Origin of the sequence: Burkholderia sp. AU27893 (assembly GCF_002223205.1) — a bacterium.
In the GTDB taxonomy this organism is placed as follows: Bacteria; Pseudomonadota; Gammaproteobacteria; order Burkholderiales; family Burkholderiaceae; genus Burkholderia.
The window spans coordinates 660,557-682,070 of sequence record NZ_NKFD01000005.1; the positions used below are offsets into that span (position 1 = coordinate 660,557).

Below are 21,514 nucleotides of genomic sequence, written 5' to 3' on the forward strand. Positions count from 1 at the left end.
CAAAGTCATCATCTATGACTTTAATGTCATCAAACACATCCGATCGCACGCGGCAGCCGAGATCGACAGACGAATGGAGACACGGTGGAGACATTTGAAGCAAGGGGCGCGCATTCGCGCGCCGCGGGCAGCGCGGCGCAGTCCGGCGCGTGCGGGCTGCCGTCGGCGGCCGACATCCTGATCGTCGGGTGCGGGCCGGTCGGCGCGGCGCTCGCGAACCTGCTGGCACGTTACGGCGTGAAGGTCGTGGTGATCGACAAGGCGACCGGGATCTTCATGGCGCCGCGCGCCATCGCGCTCGACAACGAAGCGCTGCGCATCCTGCAGATGGCGGGCGTCGACGAACGCGATTTCGACACGGTGCCGATCCCGTACGTCCGGATGCGCTCGCCCGCGCTCGGTGAATTCGCGCGGATCGATACGCTCGGCACGCTCGACGGCCATCCGAAACTCGTCACGTTCTACCAGCCCGATCTCGAACGCTGCCTGCGCGCGCGGCTGCGCGAGCGCGCCAACGTGCACGTCGCGCTCGGCATGACGTTCGAAGGTTTCGTCGAGGAACGCGACGGCGTCGTTGCGTCGCTGACCGACGAGCATGGCCATGGGCACACGGTCCGCGCCCGCTACCTGGTCGGTGCGGACGGTGCAAGCTCGCAGGTGCGCCAGTTGATCGGCCAGCAGTTCAACGGCAAGACCTATGCCGAGGACTGGCTCATCGTCGATGCGCGTCACGTGCCGCAGCCGATCGATCATGTCGAATTCATTTGCGACCATCGGCGCCCGACGCCGCACATGGTCGCGCCCGGCGCGCGCGAGCGCTGGGAGTTCATGCTGCACCCGGGCGAGCGCCGCGACGAGATGGAGTCGGATGCCCGCATTCGCGAACTGCTCGCGCCGTGGGGCAACGTCGACGAACTCACCATCGAGCGCAAGGCGGTCTATCGCTTCCACGCGCGCACGGTGGACGCATTCTGCAACGGCCGGGTCTTTCTCGCGGGCGACGCCGCGCACATCACGCCGCCGTTCGTCGGCCAGGGGCTCGTCGCCGGGCTGCGCGATGCGGCCAACCTCGGCTGGAAGCTCGCATGGGTGGTGCTCGGCCGCGCCGATCCGCACATTCTCGATACGTACGACGCGGAACGCCGGCCGCACGCGCGCGCGATGATCCGGCTCGCGAAACTCATGGGGCGCCTGGTGATGCCGCGCAACGCGGCCCTGGCGTTCGCCACGCACGGACTGATGCGCGCGCTGCGCTGCGTGCCGGTGCTGCGCGCGCAACTCGAGGAATTGCGCATCAAGCCGAAGAACGCGTTCCGCACCGGGCTCTTCGTGCGCGGCCGCTCGGGCGCGAAGCTCACGCGCGGCGCAACGCTCGCACAGGGATGGCTGAGGGGCGCCGACGGCACCGCGCGCCTGAGCGACGACGTGCTCGGCAACGGCTACACGCTGGTCGGCTTCGGCTGCGACCCGCGCGTCGGGCTCACCGCGGACGCCGCAGCCGCGCTGGCGGGCGCCGGCGGCACCATCGTGCGGATCGCGCAACGCGGCCAGCGCCAGGATCGCGGCGGCCGCGATTGCTGGGAAGACCTGGACGGCACCTTCCTTCCCGGCATGGCGCGGGTCGGCTGGGTGGCCGTCGTGCGCCCCGACAAGACCGTCGTCCACGACGGGCCGGCCGCCGACGTCGAGCGCATCGTGCTCGACAGCCTGTCGCTGCTCGGCGCGGCGCCGCGCGCCATGCCCGTTCCCGTTTCATCCGTCGTCCGTCCCTCCTGAGCCTCCATCGCCATGAAACTCACCACCGCCCAGCCTGCCCGCCATCCGCGGCCGACGACGAAAGCCGCCGCCCTCGCCTACCTGGTCTTCGAGCGCCCGGATCTCGACGAAGCCGAACGTTTCCTGAATGACTTCGGATTGCGAACCACATCGCGCGATGCCGACCTGCTGCTGTTGCGCGCCACCGGCGCGTCCGGCTTCTGCTACGTGGTGCGCCGCGCGCCCAAGCCGGCGTTTGCCGGGTTCGGGCTCGAGGTCGACAGCCGCGCGGACCTCCATGCGCTGACCGCCGTGCCCGGTGCGTCGGGCATCGAGCCGTCGGCGTGGCCGGGCGGCGGCGAGCGCGTGCGGCTCGTCGATCCGGCCGGTTTTCGCGTCGATGCGGTGGCCGGCATGACGCGACTGCCGGCGCTGGCGCACCGCGCGCCGCTCGCGTTCAACTCCGTGGATGCGCGCGTTCGCATCAACGACACGCAGCGCCCGCCCGCCGCGCCGCCGGAGATCGTCCGGATCGGCCACGTGGTGCTCGAGATCGCCGATTTCCAGGAAACGTGCGCGTGGTACACGCGGCATTTCGGTTTCATCCCGAGCGATGTCCAGGTGCTGCCGGACGGTTCGCCGGCGGTCGCGTTCATGCGGCTCGACCGCGGCGACACGCCGGCCGACCATCACACGCTCGCGCTCGCGCAGGGCTTCGTGTCGACCTACAGCCACAGCGCGTTCGAGGTCGTCGACACCGACGCGCTCGGCATGGGCCAGCGCATGCTGCGCGATGCCGGCTGGACCCACGCGTGGGGCATCGGGCGGCACATTCTCGGCAGCCAGGTATTCGATTACTGGCAAGACCCGTGGGGCGCCAAGCACGAGCACTACTGCGACGGCGACCTGTTTACCGCCGACGAACCCACCGGTATCCATCCGGTGAGCCGCGAAGCGATGGCGCAGTGGGGCCCGACGATGCCGCGCAGCTTCACGAAGCCGCGCTTCACGCCGTCGAGCATCGCCGCGTTGCTTCGCAACCTGCGCCGCAGCCCCGATCTGACGCTCGGCAAGCTGCTGACCCTCGCAAAACTGTTCGCCTGACTCCGACCGCCTGTTCGACTCACGAGAGACCCACTCATGTCACTGCTCGTCCTGCACTTCCGGCACAACGGCCGCGCCCAGTGGGGCGTCGTCGCCGATGGCGCCGTCACGCCGATTCCCGGCGACTTCGATACGACCGCACGCTTTCTGGCGGCGAACCCGGTCGAGCGGCTCGTCACGCTCGACGGACCCACGATTCCGGAGGCGGACGTGGAATGGCTGCCCCCCGTCACCGCCAACCAGCAGTTCGTCTGCCAGGGCGCGAACTATCGCCAGCACATGATCGAATCCGGCATGGATCCGGATGCGAAGAAGTTCAACATGATCTTCACGAAGGCGACGAGTTGCATCGTCGCCGCGAATTCGCCGGTCGTGAAGCCGCGGCACGTGCGGTTTCTCGACTACGAGATCGAGCTCGGCCTCGTCCTCAAGCGCGACATCACGAGCCGCCAGCGGATCACGGACGCGAACCTGCACGACTACGTCGCCGCCACCGTGATCGTCAACGACTATTCCGCGCGCGACGTCCAGATCCCGCAGATGCAGTTCTACAAGGGCAAGAGCTTCCGGACGTTCGGCCCGGTCGGCCCTTATCTGTGCCTGCTCGAGCGGCGCGACTTCCCGAAGCTGAAGGCGCTCGACCTGACGTTGACGGTCAACGGCGCGGTGCGCCAGCAGGATTCGACGTCGAACCTCGTCTATGGCCCGGCCGAGACGTTGACGGAATTGTCGGGCGTGCACGACCTTCACGCCGGCGACCTGCTCGCGACCGGTACGCCGGCCGGCTGCGCCCTCAGCATTCCGTCGCCGCTCAAGCAGCGGGCCGTCGCGCTCTTTCCCGAATCGGTCAAGTGGAAGATGTTCATGAAGGTGCAGGCGGGACGCACGCAGTACCTGAAGGCCGGCGACATCGTCGAAGCGCGGATCGCGAGCCGTGACGGCACGATCGATCTGGGTGTGCAACGCAACGAAATCATGGACGAAGCGGCATGAACGGCATCGCGACCCACGACGACGTGCTGGCGATCGAAGCGCAGGGCCTTCCGCCGGCGCTGCCCGCCAGCACGTACGAGATGATTTGCGCCGGTGCGGCGATCGACCCGTCCGCGCCCGCGCTGTCCTTCATTCCGACCGCAGACGCCCACCGCGACGTCGAGCGCTGGACCTATCGCGAGCTGGTGCGCGACATCACGCGGACGGCGAACATGTTCACCCGCATCGGCGTGCGCGCGAATTCGGTGATCGCCTATGTGCTGCCCAATCTTCCGGAAACGCATTTCGTGATCTGGGGCGGGCAGGCGGCCGGCATCGTCTGCGCGATCAATCCGCTGCTGGAAGGCGAAGCGATCGCGAGGCTGCTCGAGGCGTCCGGCGCGAGCGTGCTCGTCACGCTCGCGCCGTTCCCCGGAATCGATCTCTGGAAGAAAGCGGCCACGATCGTCGATCGGGTCGAGTCGCTGCGGCACCTCGTGCTGGTCGATCCGGCGGATCGTGTGCGCGGCCGCACGGTGCCACCCGGCACTCTGGCGGGCGAGCGCGACGATGGCGGCTTGCGCGCCGCGGTGCCTGCCCACATCGAGATCCACGACTTCGGTACGGCGATCGCGCGGGAATCCGGCGACGCGCTGGATCATCCGCGCCGCGCCCGCCCCGACGACATGTCCTCGTTCTTCTGTACCGGCGGCACCACGGGCCTGCCCAAAATCGCGATGCGCAGCCACGGCAACGAAGTCGCGAACGCATGGAGCGCGAGCCGGTTCCTCGGCGACAGCATCGGCCCCGGCAAGACGACGTTCTGCGGATTGCCGCTCTTTCACGTCAATGCCGCGATGGTGACCGGCCTGCTGCCGTTCTCGCGCGGCGCCCATGTCGTGCTCGGGACGCCGCAAGGCTACCGGGGAGACGGTGTCGTCAAACATTTCTGGGAAATCGTCGAACACCATCGCATCAATTTCTTCAGTGGCGTCCCGACGCTCTATGCGTCGCTGCTCGACGTTCCCGTCGACGGTCATGCGATCGATTCGCTCGAATACGGCCTGTGCGGCGCGGCGCCGATGCCCGTCGGCGTGTTCAAGGCATTCCAGGAAAAAACGGGGATCCGGATCCTCGAAGGCTACGGCCTGACCGAAGGAACGTGCGTGAGCAGCGTCAATCCGCCGACCGGCGAGCGCCGGCTGGGCTCGATCGGGCTGCGCCTCCCGTTCCAGGCGATGAAGACGGTCGTCGTGGACGATGCGGGACGGTATGTGCGCGATTGCGCGGCAAACGAGGTGGGGCTGCTCGTCATCGCGGGGCCGAACGTGTTCAGCGGCTACCTGCGTGCCGACCAGAACAACGGGCTGTGGCTCGATCTCGGCGACGGCCGGCGCTGGCTGAACACCGGCGACCTCGGCCGCTGCGACGCCGACGGGTACTTCTGGCTGACCGGCCGCAAGAAGGAACTGATCATTCGCGGCGGCCACAATATCGATCCCGCGGCGATCGAGGAACCGCTCCATCGGCATCCGGCCGTGCAGGTCGCCGCGGCCGTCGGGCGTCCCGATGCGCATGCCGGCGAGCTGCCCGTCGCGTACGTTCAGCTCAAGCCCGGCATGCACGCGACGGAGGACGATCTGGCCGCGTTCATGCAGCAGGAAATCGCGGAACGGGCTGCGGTGCCCAAGCACGTGCGGATCGTGGAGGCCATCCCGCTCACGGGCGTCGGCAAGATCTTCAAGCCCGAGCTCAAGCGCCGCGAGACACGCGATGCGCTGCACGCCGCGTTGGCTCAGGCAGGCGCGCCGTGCACGTCGCTCGACGTCAACACCGACGACGCAGGCAGGATGTCGGTCGCGCTCACACTGAGCGACCCGGCGCTCGAGGCCGCCGCGCGCTCGGTGCTCGGGCGTTTCCCGTTTGCATTCTCGATCTCGATCGCCGCGCAACCGATGCGGTCAGCCTGACCGACAACGACGGATTCCGGGCGACGGAAGATTACCAGTCGCCCGGATGACTATCGCGCTTCAAGGTAGTTCGAGCTATTTAATCAGTAATCCGTATGAACTTTCAAAACTGAATCGTCATTCGCAAAACGGATCGAGACGGAGGAGACACGAGATGAATTTCAACAGGACGATGAGTGCAGCAAACGTGGCGGCTTGTATCTGCCTGGCTTCGCTGGCGGGCCGCGCGGATGCGCAGACGGCCGGCAGCATCACGACGTCGGTGGGATGGCTGCACATTGCGCCGCAGGGGGACGCGACGCCGCTGACCGTGCAAAGTGTCGGCGGCGTCGCGGTCGATCAGCAAGTGGCCGGCACCGGCGCACATGCGAGTTCGACCGACACGATGGGCATCACGACCGAGTATTACGTCACGGACAATCTGGGTGTCGCGATACTTCTGGGCATGCCGCTGAAAGTGAACCTGATCGGCGACGGCACCCTGCAGAAGTACGGCACGCTCGGCACGACACGGCCGATGCCGCCCGCGATCGAGCTTCGCTACCACCTCTTTGCAGCCGCATCGACATTCCGTCCGTACCTCGGCATCGGCGTGAACTATACGTGGTTCACGCAGGTTCGCGCGACCAATAGCCAGTTCATTTCAGACAGCTTCGGGCCAGGCGGCTCGGCACGCGCGACCCTCAGCGCATCATGGAACCCCGTGTTCGAGATCGGCGCGAATTACGCGCTGACGAAGCACTGGTCGGTCGGCACCTCGGTCAACTACATGCCGGTGAAGACCCACCTGACGCTGTACGGACAAACCGCGACCGGCACGCCGGTGGTGTCCACCTCGACGCTCCGGCTCAATCCGCTGAGCGTGTTCCTGAACGTCGCCTATACGTTCTAGCAGAGCGGGCCGGATGCCGATCGAGGCTGGCCGGGGCAGCGTGCTATCGACCGATCTCGACGCCGGCATCGAGCCAGTCGCGCATCATGATGGCGACCTCGTCACGCAGCCACTGACGGAACAGTCGGTACTCCGGCCGCGAGTGCGCATTCCTGTGCGTGATCAGGTAATGATGGCGATCACGAAACACGAGGACATCCTGCACCGGGCGCACCAGCACGCCCGCGTCGATCTGCCGGTGCACGAGGTGGTGCCAGCCCAGCAGCGTGCCCTCGCCGGCCTCGGCCTGCGCGACGAGCAGCCGGTAGTCGTTGCTTTCCAGATACTTGCTCCCGGCCAGCGTATCGGTGCCGTCGCTCTGCTGGAACCAGTTGCGCCACACGCGCCAGTCGACGTGCTCGCACACCTGGGCGCGGCCGAGCATCGACAGGTTCAGCGTCGGGCACGACAGCAGGTCCAGCGGCTTCAGCGACCGGCCATGAAAATGCCGCTCGCGAAACGACGGGCTGCACACCGGATACACGATGTCGTGAAACAGCGGTTCGGCTTCGAACTCCGGGGCGCGCGGCGGGTTCTTCGTAATGATCACGTCAGGCTCGATGAGGCCGTCGAGCTCCATGAAATGCTCGGTGACGATCACGTGCAGCTGGATATCCGGAAACCGCTCGCGAAACGCGGGCAATCGCGACGACAGCCACAGTGCGGAAAACGTGTGCGATGCGCAGACCATCAGCGCGTGCTTGTCGGTCCGGCGCACGGCCTCCGCCGCCTCGGCGATGTTCATGATCGACAGATACGACGCGTTGTACAGGACCCGCCCGGCATCCGTCAGCGCGATATGCCTGCCCGTGCGCTCGAACAGCGCGACGTCGAGCGAATCCTCGAGCTCCTTGATCTGCCGGCTGATCGCGGCCTGCGTCACGCACAGCACTTCGGCGGCCTGAGTGAAGCTCTCGTAGCGCGCCGCCGTCACGAAGCAGCGCAGCGCGCGAAGCGACGGCATCTGCGCGAGAAGTCGGTCGGCAAACAATTGCTTCTTCAACATGGCTTCCACTCTCAAAACGGCGGTCGGACGCTGCGCCGACGAACGCGTCGACGGCAGTCCCGCCGGCTGCCCTCAGTCAGTCTCGTCGCAAACCTTTCAATTGGCTGATATTGCAGCCTGCACATCGGTCGGGCGGCTCGCAAGAGCGGCTCGGCCGCGCAAACGGCGTCACGATGACGCCATTTTCGATCGATTGTGCACCGCATCGCTATTATCGGAAGCGATGATGAGGGCCGCAACACGCACGCTCGGCAGACATCTCCGCTCCGCGCCTGGCCGATGCGCCGCACGCCGCCGGGCGCACATCGCGCCTTCCTTCGCGCGCCGCCTGCAGGGCGCGAGCCGGCGATCGGCCGATGACCATGCCCGCGCAACAGGGTGCAGCACGACATCGTGGTCGATCGGCGGCAGAGCGCGCGCCGCCGAAACCGCTCCGCCAACCGGCATCGCGGGCCGTACGGGCCTGCGATGCCGCATGCTCGGCAACACTCAGTCGAGCTTCAGCCAGGTGGTCTTCAGCTCACAGTATTGATCGTGCGCGTACACGGACTTGTCGCGGCCGCCGAACCCCGACTGCCTGAATCCGCCGAACGGCGTCGAAAGATCGCCTTCTCCGAAGCAGTTAACCGTGACCGTTCCCGCGCGAATGCGCGCGGCGACCTTGTGCGCACTGTTCACGTTGTCGGTCCAGAGCGACGCAGCGAGCCCGTAGCACGTATCGTTCGCGATCCGCACCGCGTCGTCGACGTCGTCGTACTCGATGAAGCAGACGACCGGCCCGAACACTTCGTCGCGCGCGATGCTCATCTCGGGCGTCACCTGGTCGAAGATCGTCGGTTCGACGAACCAGCCGCCGGTTTCGGCGAGCATTGCCTGCCCGCCGCGAACCACGTGCGCGCCTTCCGCCTTCGCCTTCTCGATATGGCCGAGCACCTTGTCGTAGTGCTTCTGCTCGATCAGCGCGCCGAGCTTCACGTCCGGGTCGAGCGGGTCGCCGGTCTTCCAGCCGTCGAGCACCGCCCGAACCTTCTCCAGCAGTTCCGCCTTGCGGCTCGACGGCACGAGGATCCGCGAGCCGGCGCTGCAGTTCTCGCCCATGTTCCAGAATGCGGCCGCGACCGCCTGTTCGGCGACCGCGTCGAGATTCGCGACGTCCGGCAGGATCACCTGCGGGTTCTTGCCGCCGCATTCGAGCACGATGCGCTTCAGGTTCGTATCGGCCGAGTAGTGCAGGAAGCGCTTGCCGGTTGCGGTCGAGCCGGTGAACGCGACGAGATCGACGTCCGGATGACGGCCAATCGCCTCGCCTGCCTCGCCGCCGAACCCGGTGACGACGCTGAACACGCCCGGCGGCACGCCGGCTTCCCGCGCGAGATCGGCGATGCGCAGCGTCGACAGCGACGTCTGCTCGGCCGGCTTCACGACAACACTATTGCCCACCGACAATGCGGGGCCGATTTTCCACGCGAGCATCAGCGCCGGGAAATTCCACGGCAGCACGGCGCCGACGACACCGATCGGCTCGCGCGTGATCATGCTGACGACACCGCTGCCGGACGGCGACAACGCGTCGTAGCGCTTGTCCGTCACCTCCGCGTGCCAGCGGATGCACGCGGCCGACTCGGGAATGTCGAGCCCCAGGCACTCGCCGATCGGCTTGCCGGCTTCCAGCGCCTCGAGCAGCGCGAGTTCCTCCGCATGCTCGTCGATCAGCTGCGCGACGCGCAGCAACACCGCCTTGCGATGCGCGGGCGCGGACTTCGACCAGACACCCGACTCGAATGCTTCGCGCGCAGCCGCGACCGCGCGATCGACGTCGCGCTCGTTACAGCGCGCGACTTCAGCGAGCACCTTGCCCGACGCCGGGTTGAGCGTCGCGAACGTCTCGCCCGACGCCGCCGCACTGCGCTCGCCCGCGATGAACGCGCGGCCGTCGAGCGACAACGCATTCGCCTTCTGCTTCCACTCCTGATGGGTCGTCATGTCGTTTCCTCAATGATCAAAGCTCGGCACCGGCCGAGAATTCCTTGGCCCAGATCGTCGCCGACACGGCAAGGTCGACGAGCGGCCGAACCGGCAGCGGCCGCGGATGCGGCTGCTTCAGCAACTGCTGCACGAAACTGTTCGATTCGCCGAGCGCGTATTCGGCGATGAGCTTGCCGGACGACGATCCGCGGCTCAGCCCGAGACCGTTGCAGCCGATCGCCTCGTAGAGACCGTCGTCGCGCTTGCCGAACAGCGCGCCGTTGTTCGCGGACAGGCACAGCGGCCCGCCCCACGTATATTCGAGTTCGACGCCACCGAGCATCGGGAAGCGGCGCTCGAACGAGCGCTGATGCAGATGCCGCGCCTTCGCGAGATCCGCAGGCGACACCCTCACGTCCGGCCTGAACGCGAAATGGTTGCGCACGCAAATGCGATTGGTGATCAGGCGCCGCACCGTCGTGCCCATCGGATCGGCCGGAATCACCGCCCACGACCGCGTTCCGCCGAGCTTCGCGACTTCGTCGGCATGCATCTGCCGCGTGAGCGACGCGAACGTATAGACGGGCAGCAATCCGTTCGAATGGATGCCGAAGGTCGCTGCGTACGCATTCGTGCACAGGATGACCTGCTTTGCGACGAGGGTGCCGCCGGCGAAATGCAGCGCGCGCGTGTCGCCGCGCGGCTCGATCCGCGTGACCGGGCTGAGCTCGTACACCGTCACGTTGTCCGGCTGCGTGGCCGCGAGGCCGCGCATCAGCGCGGCCGGCTGCGCCGTGCTGCAGCCCGGCGTGAACAGCGCGCCCGTGTAGAAGTCGGTGCCGGTCACGGCCCGGATGGCCGGCTGGTCGAGCCACTCGAACGCTTCGCCGATGCGCGACAGGCCGTCCGCGAAATGCGCGAGCGCCGCGGCGCCCTTCCTGTTGACCGACGCGTGGAATTTGCCGTCGTCGCGCCAGTCGCAATCGATGCCGAAGCGCCGCACGATGTCGCGCACATAGTCGATGCCGTGGCGCTGGAACCGCACGTCGGCGCGGTCCTCGTCGATGCTGCGCGAGTAGCTTTCGCTGCTGATGTCGTGCGGCAGGTCGACGAAGAATCCGGAATTGCGCCCGGCGGTCGTGCGGCCGATCCGGTCGGCCTCCACGAGCGCGATCGACGCGCCGGGCGCGAGCTCCGCGAGCCGGCGCGCCGCGCACAGCCCCGTGATGCCGCCGCCGACGACGACCCAGTCGAACCGGCCGTCGGACGTGACGGTGCGCGCGTCCGGTGCGGGCGGCAGGCTCTCCCACCAGCCGTTCATACCGTCCGGCGCCGGAAACCGCGCGAATTCCAGATTCGAACGCATGATGAATTACCGGCCGTTGCGCAGCAGCGGCTTCACGAGCTTCGCGAACGCGTCGCGCTCGTCGCCCGACAGCGCGCCAAGCGGGGCGCGTGCGACTCCGACCGGCAAACCGGCGAGCTCGCACCCGTAACGCACGTACTGAATGAACTTGCCGCTGCGCTCGAGCAGTTCGAGCACCGGCAGCAATTGCGTCATCAGCTTGCGGCCGGTCGCGAAATCGCCGCGCGTGACGCACGCATCGAACAGGTCGGTGTGTGCTTCCGGCAGGAAATTCGACGCGCCGCCGACCCAGCTGCGCGCGCCCCATGCGAAGAACTCGAGCGCCTGGTCGTCCATGCCGCAACTCAGCACGAGCCGGCCGCTGAAATGCGTGGACAGGTGATGCAGATGCGCGATGTCGCCGGTGCTCTCTTTCATCGCGACGAAATTCTCGCGCCCGAGCAGCGTCTCGAGAATCCCGTCACCGATTTCGGTGCCGGTGCGGGCCGGAAAGTTGTACAGCATGATCGGCATGTCGAGCGCGTCGTCGATCGTGAGCAGGTGCGCGAGCAGTTCCTGCTGCGTCGGCTGCGCGTAGTACGGCGCCGCCACGAGCAGCGCATCCAGCCCCGCACGTTTCGCTTCGCGGCCGAGGCGCAGCACTTCCTTCGTCGTCGTCGCGTTGATGCCCGCGGTCAGGAACGTCTTGCCGCCGGCAGCAGCCGCGACCGTGTCGAACGTGCGCACGCGCTCGTCGAAGCTCAACGCATAGTATTCGCCCGTCGTGCCGCCGATGCCGAGGCCGGACACGCGGCCGGCGAGATCGGCCGCATGCCGGCCCAGCAGTGCGTGATCGATTTCGCCGTCCGCGTCGAACGGGGTGACCAGCGGTGTGTGTACGCCCTCGAAGCTCATTTCAATTCCTCATTCAGGTGAGTGGGTGCCCGGTTCCCGTCGCCACGCAGGAGCCGGCACTGGACAAGACGTCGGCGCGCGCCACGCGTGTTCCGCGCAGCCACGCCGATCGATTCGTCATGCGGTTCGAACCATGCGTCCGCCCGATCCGGTTCCGGCGATCACGCAAACGCCTCCGCGTGTGCGTAGATCGGAAACTGGGCGCACAGATCGCGCACGCGAGTCCGGACCGCGCGCTCGACGCCCTCGTCCCCGTCCGGATTGCGCTCGAGCGCCGCCAGGACCGCGAGGATCATGTCGCCGATCTGCTCGAACTGCGCGGGTCCGAAGCCGCGCGTCGTGCCGGCGGGCGTGCCGAGCCGGATCCCGGACGTGACGGTCGGGTTTTCCGTATCGAACGGAATTCCGTTCTTGTTGCAGGTGATGCCGGCACGCTCCAGCGCCTTCTCGGCCTGCATGCCGGTAATGCGCCGCGCGCGCAGGTCGACCAGCAGCAGGTGGTTGTCGGTGCCACCGGTAACGAGCGTCAGGCCGCCGGCCGCCAGCACCTGTGCGAGCGTTTGCGCGTTGCGCAGCATCTGGTCGATATAGCGCGCGAACTCCGGGCGCAGGGCTTCCGCGAAGGCCACCGCCTTGCCCGCGACGACGTGCATCAGCGGGCCGCCCTGCAGCCCCGGAAAGACGGCCGAGTTGATCTGCTTCGCGACGTCGGCGTGGTTCGTCAGGATGAAACCGCCGCGCGGGCCGCGCAGCGTCTTGTGCGTGGTCGACGTCACGACGTCGGCGAACGGCACCGGGTTCGGGTGGCGGCCGGCCGCGACGATGCCGGCGATATGCGCCATGTCGACCATCAGCTTCGCGTCGACGCTGTCCGCGATCTCGCGGAACGCGGCGAAGTCGAGCGCGCGCGGATACGCGGAATAGCCCGCGATGATCAGCTTCGGCCGATGGCGCTGCGCGAGCCGGCACACGTCGTCGTAATCGATGCGCAGCGTGTCCGGGCTCACGCCGTACTGCACCGCGTTGAACCACTTTCCCGACAGCGCGGGGCGCGCGCCATGCGTCAGGTGGCCGCCCGCATCGAGCGACATCCCCATCACCGTATCGCCCGGCTTGACGAGCGCGAGCATCACCGCGCCGTTGGCCTGCGCACCCGAGTGCGGCTGCACGTTCGCGTGGCTTGCGTCGAACAGCGCGCACGCGCGGTCGATCGCGAGCGCCTCGATCCGGTCGACATGGTCGCAACCGCCGTAGTACCGGCGCGCCGGATAGCCTTCCGCGTACTTGTTCGTCAACACGGTGCCCTGGGCTTCCAGCACCGCCGCGGACGCGATGTTTTCGGATGCGATCAGTTCGATCTGCGTCTGCTGGCGACGCAACTCCAACGCGATTTCAGATGCGATCACCGGATCGCGGCTCTGGAGCGTTTCGGAAAAAAAACGGGCGTTCTCGTTCACTTGGTGACTCCGCGACGCGATTCGTGACGTGCTGCGTGGATTCAATGCACCGCGCGCTACAAGGCCGGCGCCGTCGTGACGGCCCCAGGCCCGGGCCGCCGGCATCGGCCAGCGCGCGCGCGTAGCCTTACTGCTGCAGCCAGGCCTTCAGCTTCTCGGGATGGGTGTCGACGAACTTCTTCGCGGCGCTCGCGTAGTCGTTCGTGCTGTTGCCTTCGAACTCGATCGCCTCGACGTCGGCCAGCGTCAGCTTCAGGTGCTTGAAGAACACGTCGGCGCGCGGAAACTTGCCCGCGAACTTCTTCGACGCGAACGCGTGGATCTGCTCTTCACCGCCCAGCGTGCCCTTCGGATCCTTCAGGTAACGCATCTGCCACTTCTGGAACAGCCAGTGCGGGCTCCAGACCGTCGCGACGATCCACTGCTTCGACTGGTACGCGCGCGACACGCTGGCCAGCATCCCGGCCTCGCTCGACGCCTGGAGGGTGTAGCCGTCCAGGCTGTAGCCCTTGATCGTCCGCTCCGACGCCTGCATCAGGCCGCCGCCCGGTTCGATGCCCTGGATCGTGCCGTTCAGCTTGCTCTTGACTTCCGGCTTGTTCAGGTCGGCGATCGACGACAGCGCCGATTCCGGCACGTAGGTCGGCACGGCCCAGCCGTTCTTGCCGCCGGTGTAGATAATGCCCACGTCATCCAGGTCGTTCTTGTACTTCGCGTAGTACGCGCCGTGCGTGACCGGCAGCCAGCCGCCGACCATGATGTCGAGATCGCCGCGCGCGACGCCCTGATACTGGATGCCGATGTCGGCCTGCACGAACTGCACCGGCTGCTTGAGCTGCGTCTCGAGCACGTACTTCGCGACGTTGGCCACCGCGAGCACGTCCGCCCAGTTGGTGACCGCGATCTTGACCGGCTCCGCCGCCGACGCGGCACCCACACCTGCGCTGCAGGCGACTACCGTCGATAGGGCAAGTTTCGCCAGAAGCGACTTTAACGTATGGACATTCATCTAGTACTCCTTTTTAATCACGCGATTCTTTCGAAGATGAGGAACGCCTTCGATCGGCGTTTCCGGTCTCCACGCACTGCTACACCGGTTCCGCCGCGGCACCGTGGCCGCGGCGCTTCATCGTCCTTCGATGATCTTCGACTGCCGTATCCGTCAGGTCCGTGCCGCGCCGCGCGGCCCCGCGTTGCCGGCACGCGCGAGCGGCCTTTTCACCTTCTTCTTCGCCTTCACGCCGAAGCTCTCGGTCAGGCGATCCAGCACGATCGCGAGCAGCACGACGCCGAGCCCGCCTTCGAAGCCGATCCCGATGTCGAGACGCTGGATCCCGCTCAGTACGTATTCGCCGAGGCCGCCCGCGCCGATCATCGACGCGACCACCACCATCGACAGCGCCATCATGATCGTCTGGTTCACGCCGGCCATGATCGACGGCAATGCGTTCGGCAGCTGGATCTTCCACAGCAGCTGCCAGTCGGTGCTGCCGAACGAACGGCCGGCTTCGATCAGTTCCTCGCGGACCTGCCTGATGCCGAGCGTCGTCAGCCTCACGACGGGCGGCATCGCGAACACGATCGTCGCGATCACCGCCGGCACGCGTCCGAGCCCGAACAGGATCACGGCCGGGATCAGGTACACGAACGCGGGCATCGTCTGCATGAAGTCGAGCAGCGAGCGCAGGATCATGCCGATCCGGTTGTTGCGCGCCCCCCCAGATGCCGAGCGGCACACCGATCACGAGGCTGAAGAACGTCGCCGCGGTGACGAGCGCGAGGGTCGACACCGTCTGCGCCCACAGGCCCATGTAATGGATGACGAGCAGCGCGCAACCGACGAAGATCGAAAACACGACGCCCCGGCGCCACAGTGCGACGCCCACCAGGATCACGACCATCGCGATGAACGGCACGGCGGCGAGACCGTCCTCGAGCAGCTTCACGACCGCGCCGAGCCCCGCCGAGAACGTGTCGAAGCCCCCGCGGAAATGCAGAAACAGAAAGTTGACGACGTTCTCCGCGAACGTCCCGATCACCGACGAATTCATGCTGCCCTCCGTTGCATCATCTGCTTGAGTATCGTCCGGCAGGACACGACGCCCGCCAGTTGTCCCACTCGGTCCGTCACCGGCACGTCGTGCTGCTGCGTCAGCGCGATCGACGCGAGCCGATGCAGGTCCGTATCGATCGACACCGCGTTGAAGTCGTTCAGGAACGCGTCGCGAATCGGCTTCGCGCCGGATCGGTGCAGCGTGGTGGGCGTGACGCAGCCAAGGTAACGGCCGGATTCGTCGCACACGTAGCCGCATTCCGCGCCGCTGTCGATCAGCTGGTTCAGATAGCGGTCGGACGGCGTGAGCGCATCGCAGCGAAGCAGCCCGCGCCCGACCGGCGTCATCATGCTCGACGCCTTCAGGAAGCGCGACACGTCGACGTTGCGGAAGAAGTCCTGCACGTACGCGTCGGCCGGCGTCTGGATCAGTTCGGCGGGCGTGCCGACCTGGATCAGGCAACCGTCCTTCATGATGCCGATGCGGCCGCCGATCTTGATGGCTTCCTCGATATCGTGGGAGATGAACACGATCGTGCGCTGCTCTTCTTTCTGCAGGCGCAGCAGCTCGTTCTGCATTTCGAAGCGGATCAGCGGATCGAGCGCGGAGAATGCCTCGTCCATCAGCAGCACCGACGGATTCACCGCCAGTGCGCGGGCGAGGCCCACACGCTGCTGCATGCCGCCGGACAACTCGCTCGGCAGCAGTTTTTCGTACGAGCCGAGGCCGACGCGCTCCAGCGCCGCGCGCGCGAGCTCGTAGCGCTGCGCCTTCCTGATCCCCGCGACTTCGAGCCCGTACGCGATGTTGTCGAGCACGGTGCGGTTCGGCAGCAGCGCGAACGACTGGAACACCATCGCCATCTTCTGGCGCCGGACGTCGCGCAGTTCCGGCGTCGACATCGGTGCGATGTCGCGGCCTTCGAGCACGACCTGCCCGGCCGTTGGCTCGATCAGCCGGTTCAGCAATCGGACGAGCGTCGATTTCCCCGAACCCGACAGCCCCATGATCACGAAGATCTCGCCGGCGCGCACGCTCAGGCTCACGTCGTTGACCGCGACCATGTTGCCGGTTTCCGCGAAGATCTCGTTGCGGCCGACGCCGCGCTTCATCATCTCGATCGCACGCTCGGGTTTCGGACCGAAAATCTTCGACAGGTGCTTGACGGTCAGGATGTCCGTTCCGGTCGCGATACTCGACCGTGCAATCGACGGCGCATCGCCGGCGTGGATTGCTCCGGGGGGAAGTACGTCGCCCGGCGCAAACGTCATATTTGGAGCCATTCTGTCATCCCGACTGACTGGTAAGGAAAGCCGTGAACTTCGTCCGAGTCGTCATCGATCGCCCCCATGGCGTAGGCACGATGCCGCTCCTGCGTGGTTGACGGCGCTGATGCAGTGAATGCAGCGTATCAATCCAATTTCGTCGCTCCAGATACATTTTCTGTGCGCTTTTCCATACCTTTGGTAATGCATCGTTTCGGGGCGAAAAGGCGTGATCGCCGCAAAACGGTGCGAAATAGGCGAAACGCAATGCCGGCGCGGCTGTGCTGTATTTTGCGGGGGCGGCGGCCCGGCGGCGCGTACAGCGCGCGCAAGCGTCCGCTAGGGGAAAATCCCGACGCGGGGATTTAAGGGAAACTACCGAGAAATCAGGCCAGCGACTTCGCGAGCTGCTTTGGACCATTCGTACGCGACGAACGGCCCGCTACCCCCATATCAGGGTGCCGGCGGCGGTCGATCGACAGCGCGCAGACCGAACCGCAACCGCGGCACGCAGATGGCGGCCAATGCCAAGCCCGTCACGCTTTTTCGCTGCCCGCACCGACAGGTTTCTGCCTAGACTTTCGCTGATCGGCCCACATCGCTCAGGGAGCAGCAAGCAGCATGCATGAACGTCCGAAGCCCATCGCGGATTTCGTCCGGATCGCCGGCGAACTGTTCCAGTCGGAAAGGCTGCCCGCCGCCGCGCGCGCGTTCGCGCCGCACGTCTTCGCACGATTGCAGCAGCCGTCGGACAACGGCGTGCGCAACGCAGTGCGCTACCCCGCATGCGAATGGCTTGGCCCGGCGCTCCAGGCCGTCGCACGCGTGAACCCGACGTTCGCCGCCGTCGCGCGGCTGATCGTGTCGCTGGAGCCGGTCGTCGGCTGGACGCGCCGTACATCAGGAAAGGACGGTAGCCCGAACTACATCGAAGGGCACGTGAACGGAATGATCTGCGGGCCCGGCGGCGCCGAAAGCCGCGACGACATTCAACTCGGCTTCTCGCTGATGATGCCCGGCGTGCGTTACCCCGATCACGGCCACGCGCCGGAGGAGGCCTACGTGCTGATGACCGCCGGCGAATTCCGGCAGCAGAACGGCGATTGGTTCGATCCCGGGATCGGCGGCGGCATCCACAACCCGCCCGGCGCGCTGCATGCGATGCGCTCCGGCGACGCGCCGCTCCTCGCGATCTGGTGCCTGCTGAATTGAACCGTCGATCGTCGCGATCAGAACGACGTTCGAATGCCAGCCGTCACCGCCCATGGGTCGAACCCCGGCGTCACCGTCGCCGCCGGGGTGTTCAGCAGCGCGAATCCTTGTGTCGAATGACCGTTGTTCAGGATCGTCGTCGCGAAGCCATACAACTGCGTGCGCTTCGACAGGTAGTACACGTAGCCGACATCACAAGCGATCGCACGCGCATCGCCATTCTCGATACGCCGCGACACGCCGACGTTGATGTCGCCGAACCCGACGCGCACGCGCGCGTTGAGCAACGCGGCGGACGCGAACCATCCGGTGCCGTCGGTACGCTTCGAATACACGTAATTCCCGCCCACCACCATGCGACCGAAATCGTAGGCGGCGGTCAGTACATGCGTGAGCTGCGACGACGCGTCGGATGCCGTCGCGCTCGCATAGTACTGGTAGCGGTTGAAGCCATAGCCGACCAGCACGCCGTTCTTCGCGTACTGGAGGTTCGCGCCGACGTTGCGCGCGTTCAGCGTCTGCCCCGCAGGGTCCTGCGCGCCGAACGAATAACCGATCTCGCTCGACCAGCCCCCGAGCGCTTCCGGCGTCCGGTAGCGCACCGCGTTCCGGTAGAACCCGCCGGTGCCGCTCGAACCGAGCGTCGTCGTGTGTTCGAGCGACATGATCGCGGCTGGATTCGCGAGCCCGTACGTGCCGACGTCGGACGCGAGAAACACCCAGTAGATCGGCAGGTACAGATAGCCGGCGTCGACGCTGCCGAACGGCCCCGACAACCCGACCGATGCGCCGCGATTGAACTCCGTCGCGCCGCCCCCCATCCCCGAGTAGAGATTGAAGCCCGTCTCGAGCCGGAAGTTCGCGCGATAGCCGCCGCCGAGATCTTCCTTGCCGAGCAGCCCGAAGCGCGACGCCTGCAGGTTGCCGCTGGCCGCCGACGCGGTCGTTCCGGTCGTGCTGTTGAAGCGGCCGTACTGCACAGCTGCATCGACGATGCCGTACATGACCAGCGTCGACTGCGCGTGCCCGGTGTGGCTGGCGCAGGCGAGCGCGACCGCACCGGCCGTGCGCAGCCCGGTTTTCAGCCGGGGCGTGAAGCGAAGGCGCCAGCGCAATGCGGCGGCGCGGCGAACGGGACGGATGGCGGCGGTACGGGAAGCGAGTCGGTTCATGACAGCGGCTCTGCGAGCGAGTGGAGTATCGAGTCAGCGGGTGAAGGAAACCGGGTGTGCAATGTCGGCGACCTGGATCGCACGCGGAATGACGTTCGCTCGACGGAACGTATCCGCAACGCGTTGCTGCGCGCCGAGCACGGTCGAATCGACGGGCAGCAGCCCGAATGCGGATCGTGCGAGATAGCGCTCGACGACGGGCTGCGGCACGCCGATCTCGCGAGCAATCAACTGTGCGGCGTCGCTGCGATGAGCGGCCGTCCACGCGTCGCCGCGCGCGACCGCCGACAGCACGTCCGACAGCACCTCGGGGTGGGCCTTCGCGAAATCCGGCGCACCGAGAAAGAAGCTGTACGGCTGCACGATGCCCGACGCATAGTCGGCGATCGTGCGCACGCCGAGCGTCTGCTGGACGACCGCGAGATACGGATCCCAGATGACCCACGCGTCGACCTTGCCGCCTTCGAAGGCCGCGCGTGCGTCGGCGGGCGACAAAAAGGCGGGTTTGATGTCCGCATAGGTGAGGCCGGCTTTTTCGAGCGCGGCGACGATCAGGTAGTTCGAACTCGACCCGCGGGCGAATGCCACCGTCCGCCCCTTCAGGTCGGCGACCGATTTGAGCGGCGAGCCGTCGAGCACGATGATGGCCTCGTTGTGCGGGCCGGCGGGTTCGGCCGCCAGGTAGACGATCCGGCTGCCCGCCGCCTGCGCGAAGATCGGCGGCGGCGAGCCCGTATAGCCGAGATCGATCGAGCCGGCATTCATCGCCTCGAGTAGCGGCGGGCCGGCCGGGAATTCGGTCCATGCGACGTCGAAGCCGCGCGCGGCGAGCGGCTTGTCGAGCGAGCGCTGCGCCTTCAGCAGCGTGAGCGGCGTGCCCTTCTGGTAGCCGATGCGCAGCGTGCGGCCGGTGTCGGCACGCGCGCCGCCGGCGAATGGTCCAGCGAATGCAGCCACGGTTGCGGCCTGTGCGGTGCGGAGAAACGAACGTCGGGAAAATTTCATGATCGGAGATTCCTTATCGGATGGATTCGACGGGACGCATGGGTGCGCTACGCCCGCACCGGTCGCTGCAACCCCAGATGCTCGCGCAACGTGCGGCCGGTGTAGGCCGTGCGGAACAGCCCGCGCCGCTGCAACTCGGGCACGACGAGCGAACAGAACGCTTCGAGGCCGCCCGGGAGTTCGGCCGGCATCACGTTGAAGCCGTCGGCCGCGTCGCGCTCGAACCACGACTGCATCAGGTCGGCCACGGTCGTCGCACTGCCGACCACCGTCACGTGCCCGCGTCCGGCCGCGATGCGCAGCACCAGTTCGCGGATCGTCAGGCGCTCGTCGCCGGCCAGCGCGCTCAGGAGCGCCTGGCGGCTGCGCTGGCCGCTGTCCGTGAGCGGCAAGTCGGGCAACGGACCGTCGAGCGGATAGCCGGACAGGTCGAAGTTGCCGAGCATCCGCGCCAGCATCGCGACGCCCGCGACCGGATCGACGAGCGCCTGCAGCGCATCGAAGCGCTCGCGCGCCTCGTCGTCGGTACGCGCGACGACGACCGACAGGCCCGGCATGATCTTCACGTCGCCCGGCGCGCGGCCCGCGGCAACCGCACGCGCCTTCATGTCGCGGTAGAACGCCTGCGCGGCATCCAGCCGTGCGTGCGCGGTGAACACGACGTCGGCCGTCTGCGCGGCGAGGTCGCGCCCCGCCTCCGACGAGCCCGCCTGCACGACGACGGGCCATCCCTGCACCGGACGCGGCACGTTGAGCGGGCCCGCCACGGAGAAATGCGGGCCGCGATGATCGAGCACGCGCAGCGTGGACGCGTCGTAGTACACGCCGCTCGCCTTGTCGCGCACGAAGCTGTCGTCGGCCCAGCTGTCCCACAGGCCCGTCACGACGCGATGGAATTCCCGGGCGCGCGCATAGCGCTCGTCGTGACCGACGTGTTCGGCGCGGCCGAAGTTGCGCGCCTCCGCCGCGTTGTCGGACGTCACGAGATTCCAGCCGGCCCGCCCGCCGCTGATGTGGTCGAGCGACGCAAACTTGCGCGCGATGTGATACGGCTCGTTGTAGGTCGTCGTCGCCGTGGCGATCAGGCCGATGCGCTCCGTGACCGCCGCGAGCGCAGGCAGCAGCGTCAGCGGATCGAGCCGGTCGGAACGGGCCGATCGCGCGGCGCCGTCGCCCACGTTCGCGGCGACGCTGTCCGCGACGAAGATCGCGTCGAAGCACGCGCGTTCCGCCGTGCTCGCCAGCGCCGCATACCCACGAAAATCCGTGCCGTCATCGGCCTGCACGTCCGGATGCCGCCACGCGGCCGCATGATGTCCGGTCTCCATCAGAAAGGCCCCAAGATGCATGAGGCGGGAAGCTGTCGTCATCCGATATCCTGTCGCG

General features: G+C 67.0%; 16 protein-coding genes and 1 pseudogene. 6 read left to right on the top strand and 11 right to left on the bottom strand.

From position 1 onward, the window contains the following. The first annotated feature begins 84 nt into the window (after positions 1 to 84). From CFB47_RS35215 to CFB47_RS35235, 5 genes are all read left to right on the top strand, one after another. Positions 85 to 1,776 (top strand): bifunctional 3-(3-hydroxy-phenyl)propionate/3-hydroxycinnamic acid hydroxylase, encoded by a 1,692-nt coding sequence (locus CFB47_RS35215; RefSeq protein ID WP_089463989.1) that lies wholly within the window; start codon positions 85 to 87, stop codon positions 1,774 to 1,776. Between the two features lie 12 nt (positions 1,777 to 1,788). After that, positions 1,789 to 2,859, top strand: a complete 1,071-nt coding sequence (locus CFB47_RS35220) for a VOC family protein (protein WP_089463990.1) — start codon at positions 1,789 to 1,791, stop codon at positions 2,857 to 2,859. Positions 2,860 to 2,895: 36 nt separating this feature from the next. Beyond that, positions 2,896 to 3,852, top strand: coding sequence for a fumarylacetoacetate hydrolase family protein (locus tag CFB47_RS35225; RefSeq protein ID WP_089463991.1), 957 nt, complete (start codon positions 2,896 to 2,898; stop codon positions 3,850 to 3,852). Then, the gene (locus tag CFB47_RS35230) at positions 3,849 to 5,801 is read left to right on the top strand and encodes an acyl-CoA synthetase (RefSeq protein WP_089463992.1); all 1,953 of its coding nucleotides are present in this window, start codon (positions 3,849 to 3,851) and stop codon (positions 5,799 to 5,801) included. Before CFB47_RS35225 ends, CFB47_RS35230 begins: the two co-directional genes overlap by 4 nt. Positions 5,802 to 5,955: 154 nt before the next feature. Next, on the top strand, positions 5,956 to 6,693 hold the full coding sequence (locus tag CFB47_RS35235; protein ID WP_089463993.1) for an OmpW family protein: 738 nt from the start codon (positions 5,956 to 5,958) through the stop codon (positions 6,691 to 6,693). A gap of 43 nt (positions 6,694 to 6,736) precedes the next feature. Here CFB47_RS35235 and CFB47_RS35240 read toward each other — a convergent pair whose 3' ends face one another. The 8 genes and pseudogenes from CFB47_RS35240 to CFB47_RS35275 all read right to left on the bottom strand — a co-directional run bounded on the left by CFB47_RS35240 (position 6,737) and on the right by CFB47_RS35275 (position 16,757). Then, the gene (locus CFB47_RS35240; RefSeq protein WP_089463994.1) at positions 6,737 to 7,738 is read right to left on the bottom strand and encodes a LysR substrate-binding domain-containing protein; all 1,002 of its coding nucleotides are present in this window, start codon (positions 7,736 to 7,738) and stop codon (positions 6,737 to 6,739) included. A 489-nt stretch (positions 7,739 to 8,227) separates the two neighbouring features. After that, complete coding sequence (locus CFB47_RS35245) at positions 8,228 to 9,721, bottom strand: aldehyde dehydrogenase (RefSeq protein WP_089463995.1); 1,494 nt, start codon at positions 9,719 to 9,721, stop codon at positions 8,228 to 8,230. A 16-nt stretch (positions 9,722 to 9,737) separates the two neighbouring features. Continuing rightward, on the bottom strand, positions 9,738 to 11,069 hold the full coding sequence (locus CFB47_RS35250) for an FAD-binding oxidoreductase (RefSeq protein WP_089463996.1): 1,332 nt from the start codon (positions 11,067 to 11,069) through the stop codon (positions 9,738 to 9,740). A gap of 6 nt (positions 11,070 to 11,075) precedes the next feature. Continuing rightward, complete coding sequence (locus CFB47_RS35255) at positions 11,076 to 11,963, bottom strand: dihydrodipicolinate synthase family protein (protein WP_089463997.1); 888 nt, start codon at positions 11,961 to 11,963, stop codon at positions 11,076 to 11,078. 161 nt (positions 11,964 to 12,124) lie between these two features. Continuing rightward, positions 12,125 to 13,420, bottom strand: a complete 1,296-nt coding sequence (gene glyA / locus CFB47_RS35260) for a serine hydroxymethyltransferase (protein ID WP_089463998.1) — start codon at positions 13,418 to 13,420, stop codon at positions 12,125 to 12,127. A gap of 127 nt (positions 13,421 to 13,547) precedes the next feature. Beyond that, complete coding sequence (locus CFB47_RS35265; protein WP_089463999.1) at positions 13,548 to 14,429, bottom strand: glycine betaine ABC transporter substrate-binding protein; 882 nt, start codon at positions 14,427 to 14,429, stop codon at positions 13,548 to 13,550. A 153-nt stretch (positions 14,430 to 14,582) separates the two neighbouring features. Further along, positions 14,583 to 15,471: pseudogene (locus CFB47_RS35270) on the bottom strand (ABC transporter permease). Further along, positions 15,468 to 16,757 (bottom strand): glycine betaine/L-proline ABC transporter ATP-binding protein, encoded by a 1,290-nt coding sequence (locus CFB47_RS35275; RefSeq protein ID WP_089464000.1) that lies wholly within the window; start codon positions 16,755 to 16,757, stop codon positions 15,468 to 15,470. The pseudogene CFB47_RS35270 and the gene CFB47_RS35275 overlap by 4 nt, the downstream one beginning before the upstream one ends. Before the next feature lie 603 nt (positions 16,758 to 17,360). Between CFB47_RS35275 and CFB47_RS35280 the strand changes: the two genes are divergently transcribed. Beyond that, entirely contained in the window at positions 17,361 to 17,951 is a 591-nt protein-coding gene (locus CFB47_RS35280) for a dimethylsulfonioproprionate lyase family protein (protein WP_089464001.1), read from the top strand. Between the two features lie 17 nt (positions 17,952 to 17,968). On the opposite strand, the gene CFB47_RS35285 is transcribed toward CFB47_RS35280, so the two are convergent. The 3 genes from CFB47_RS35285 to CFB47_RS35295 are packed head-to-tail and all read right to left on the bottom strand — an operon-like array spanning position 17,969 to position 21,498. Continuing rightward, entirely contained in the window at positions 17,969 to 19,123 is a 1,155-nt protein-coding gene (locus CFB47_RS35285; RefSeq protein ID WP_089464002.1) for a porin, read from the bottom strand. A 33-nt stretch (positions 19,124 to 19,156) separates the two neighbouring features. Beyond that, positions 19,157 to 20,128: a sulfonate ABC transporter substrate-binding protein gene (locus CFB47_RS35290; protein ID WP_089459387.1), complete on the bottom strand. Its 972-nt coding sequence runs from the start codon at positions 20,126 to 20,128 to the stop codon at positions 19,157 to 19,159. Between the two features lie 47 nt (positions 20,129 to 20,175). Next, entirely contained in the window at positions 20,176 to 21,498 is a 1,323-nt protein-coding gene (locus tag CFB47_RS35295) for an LLM class flavin-dependent oxidoreductase (protein WP_089464003.1), read from the bottom strand. Positions 21,499 to 21,514 lie beyond the last annotated feature (16 nt).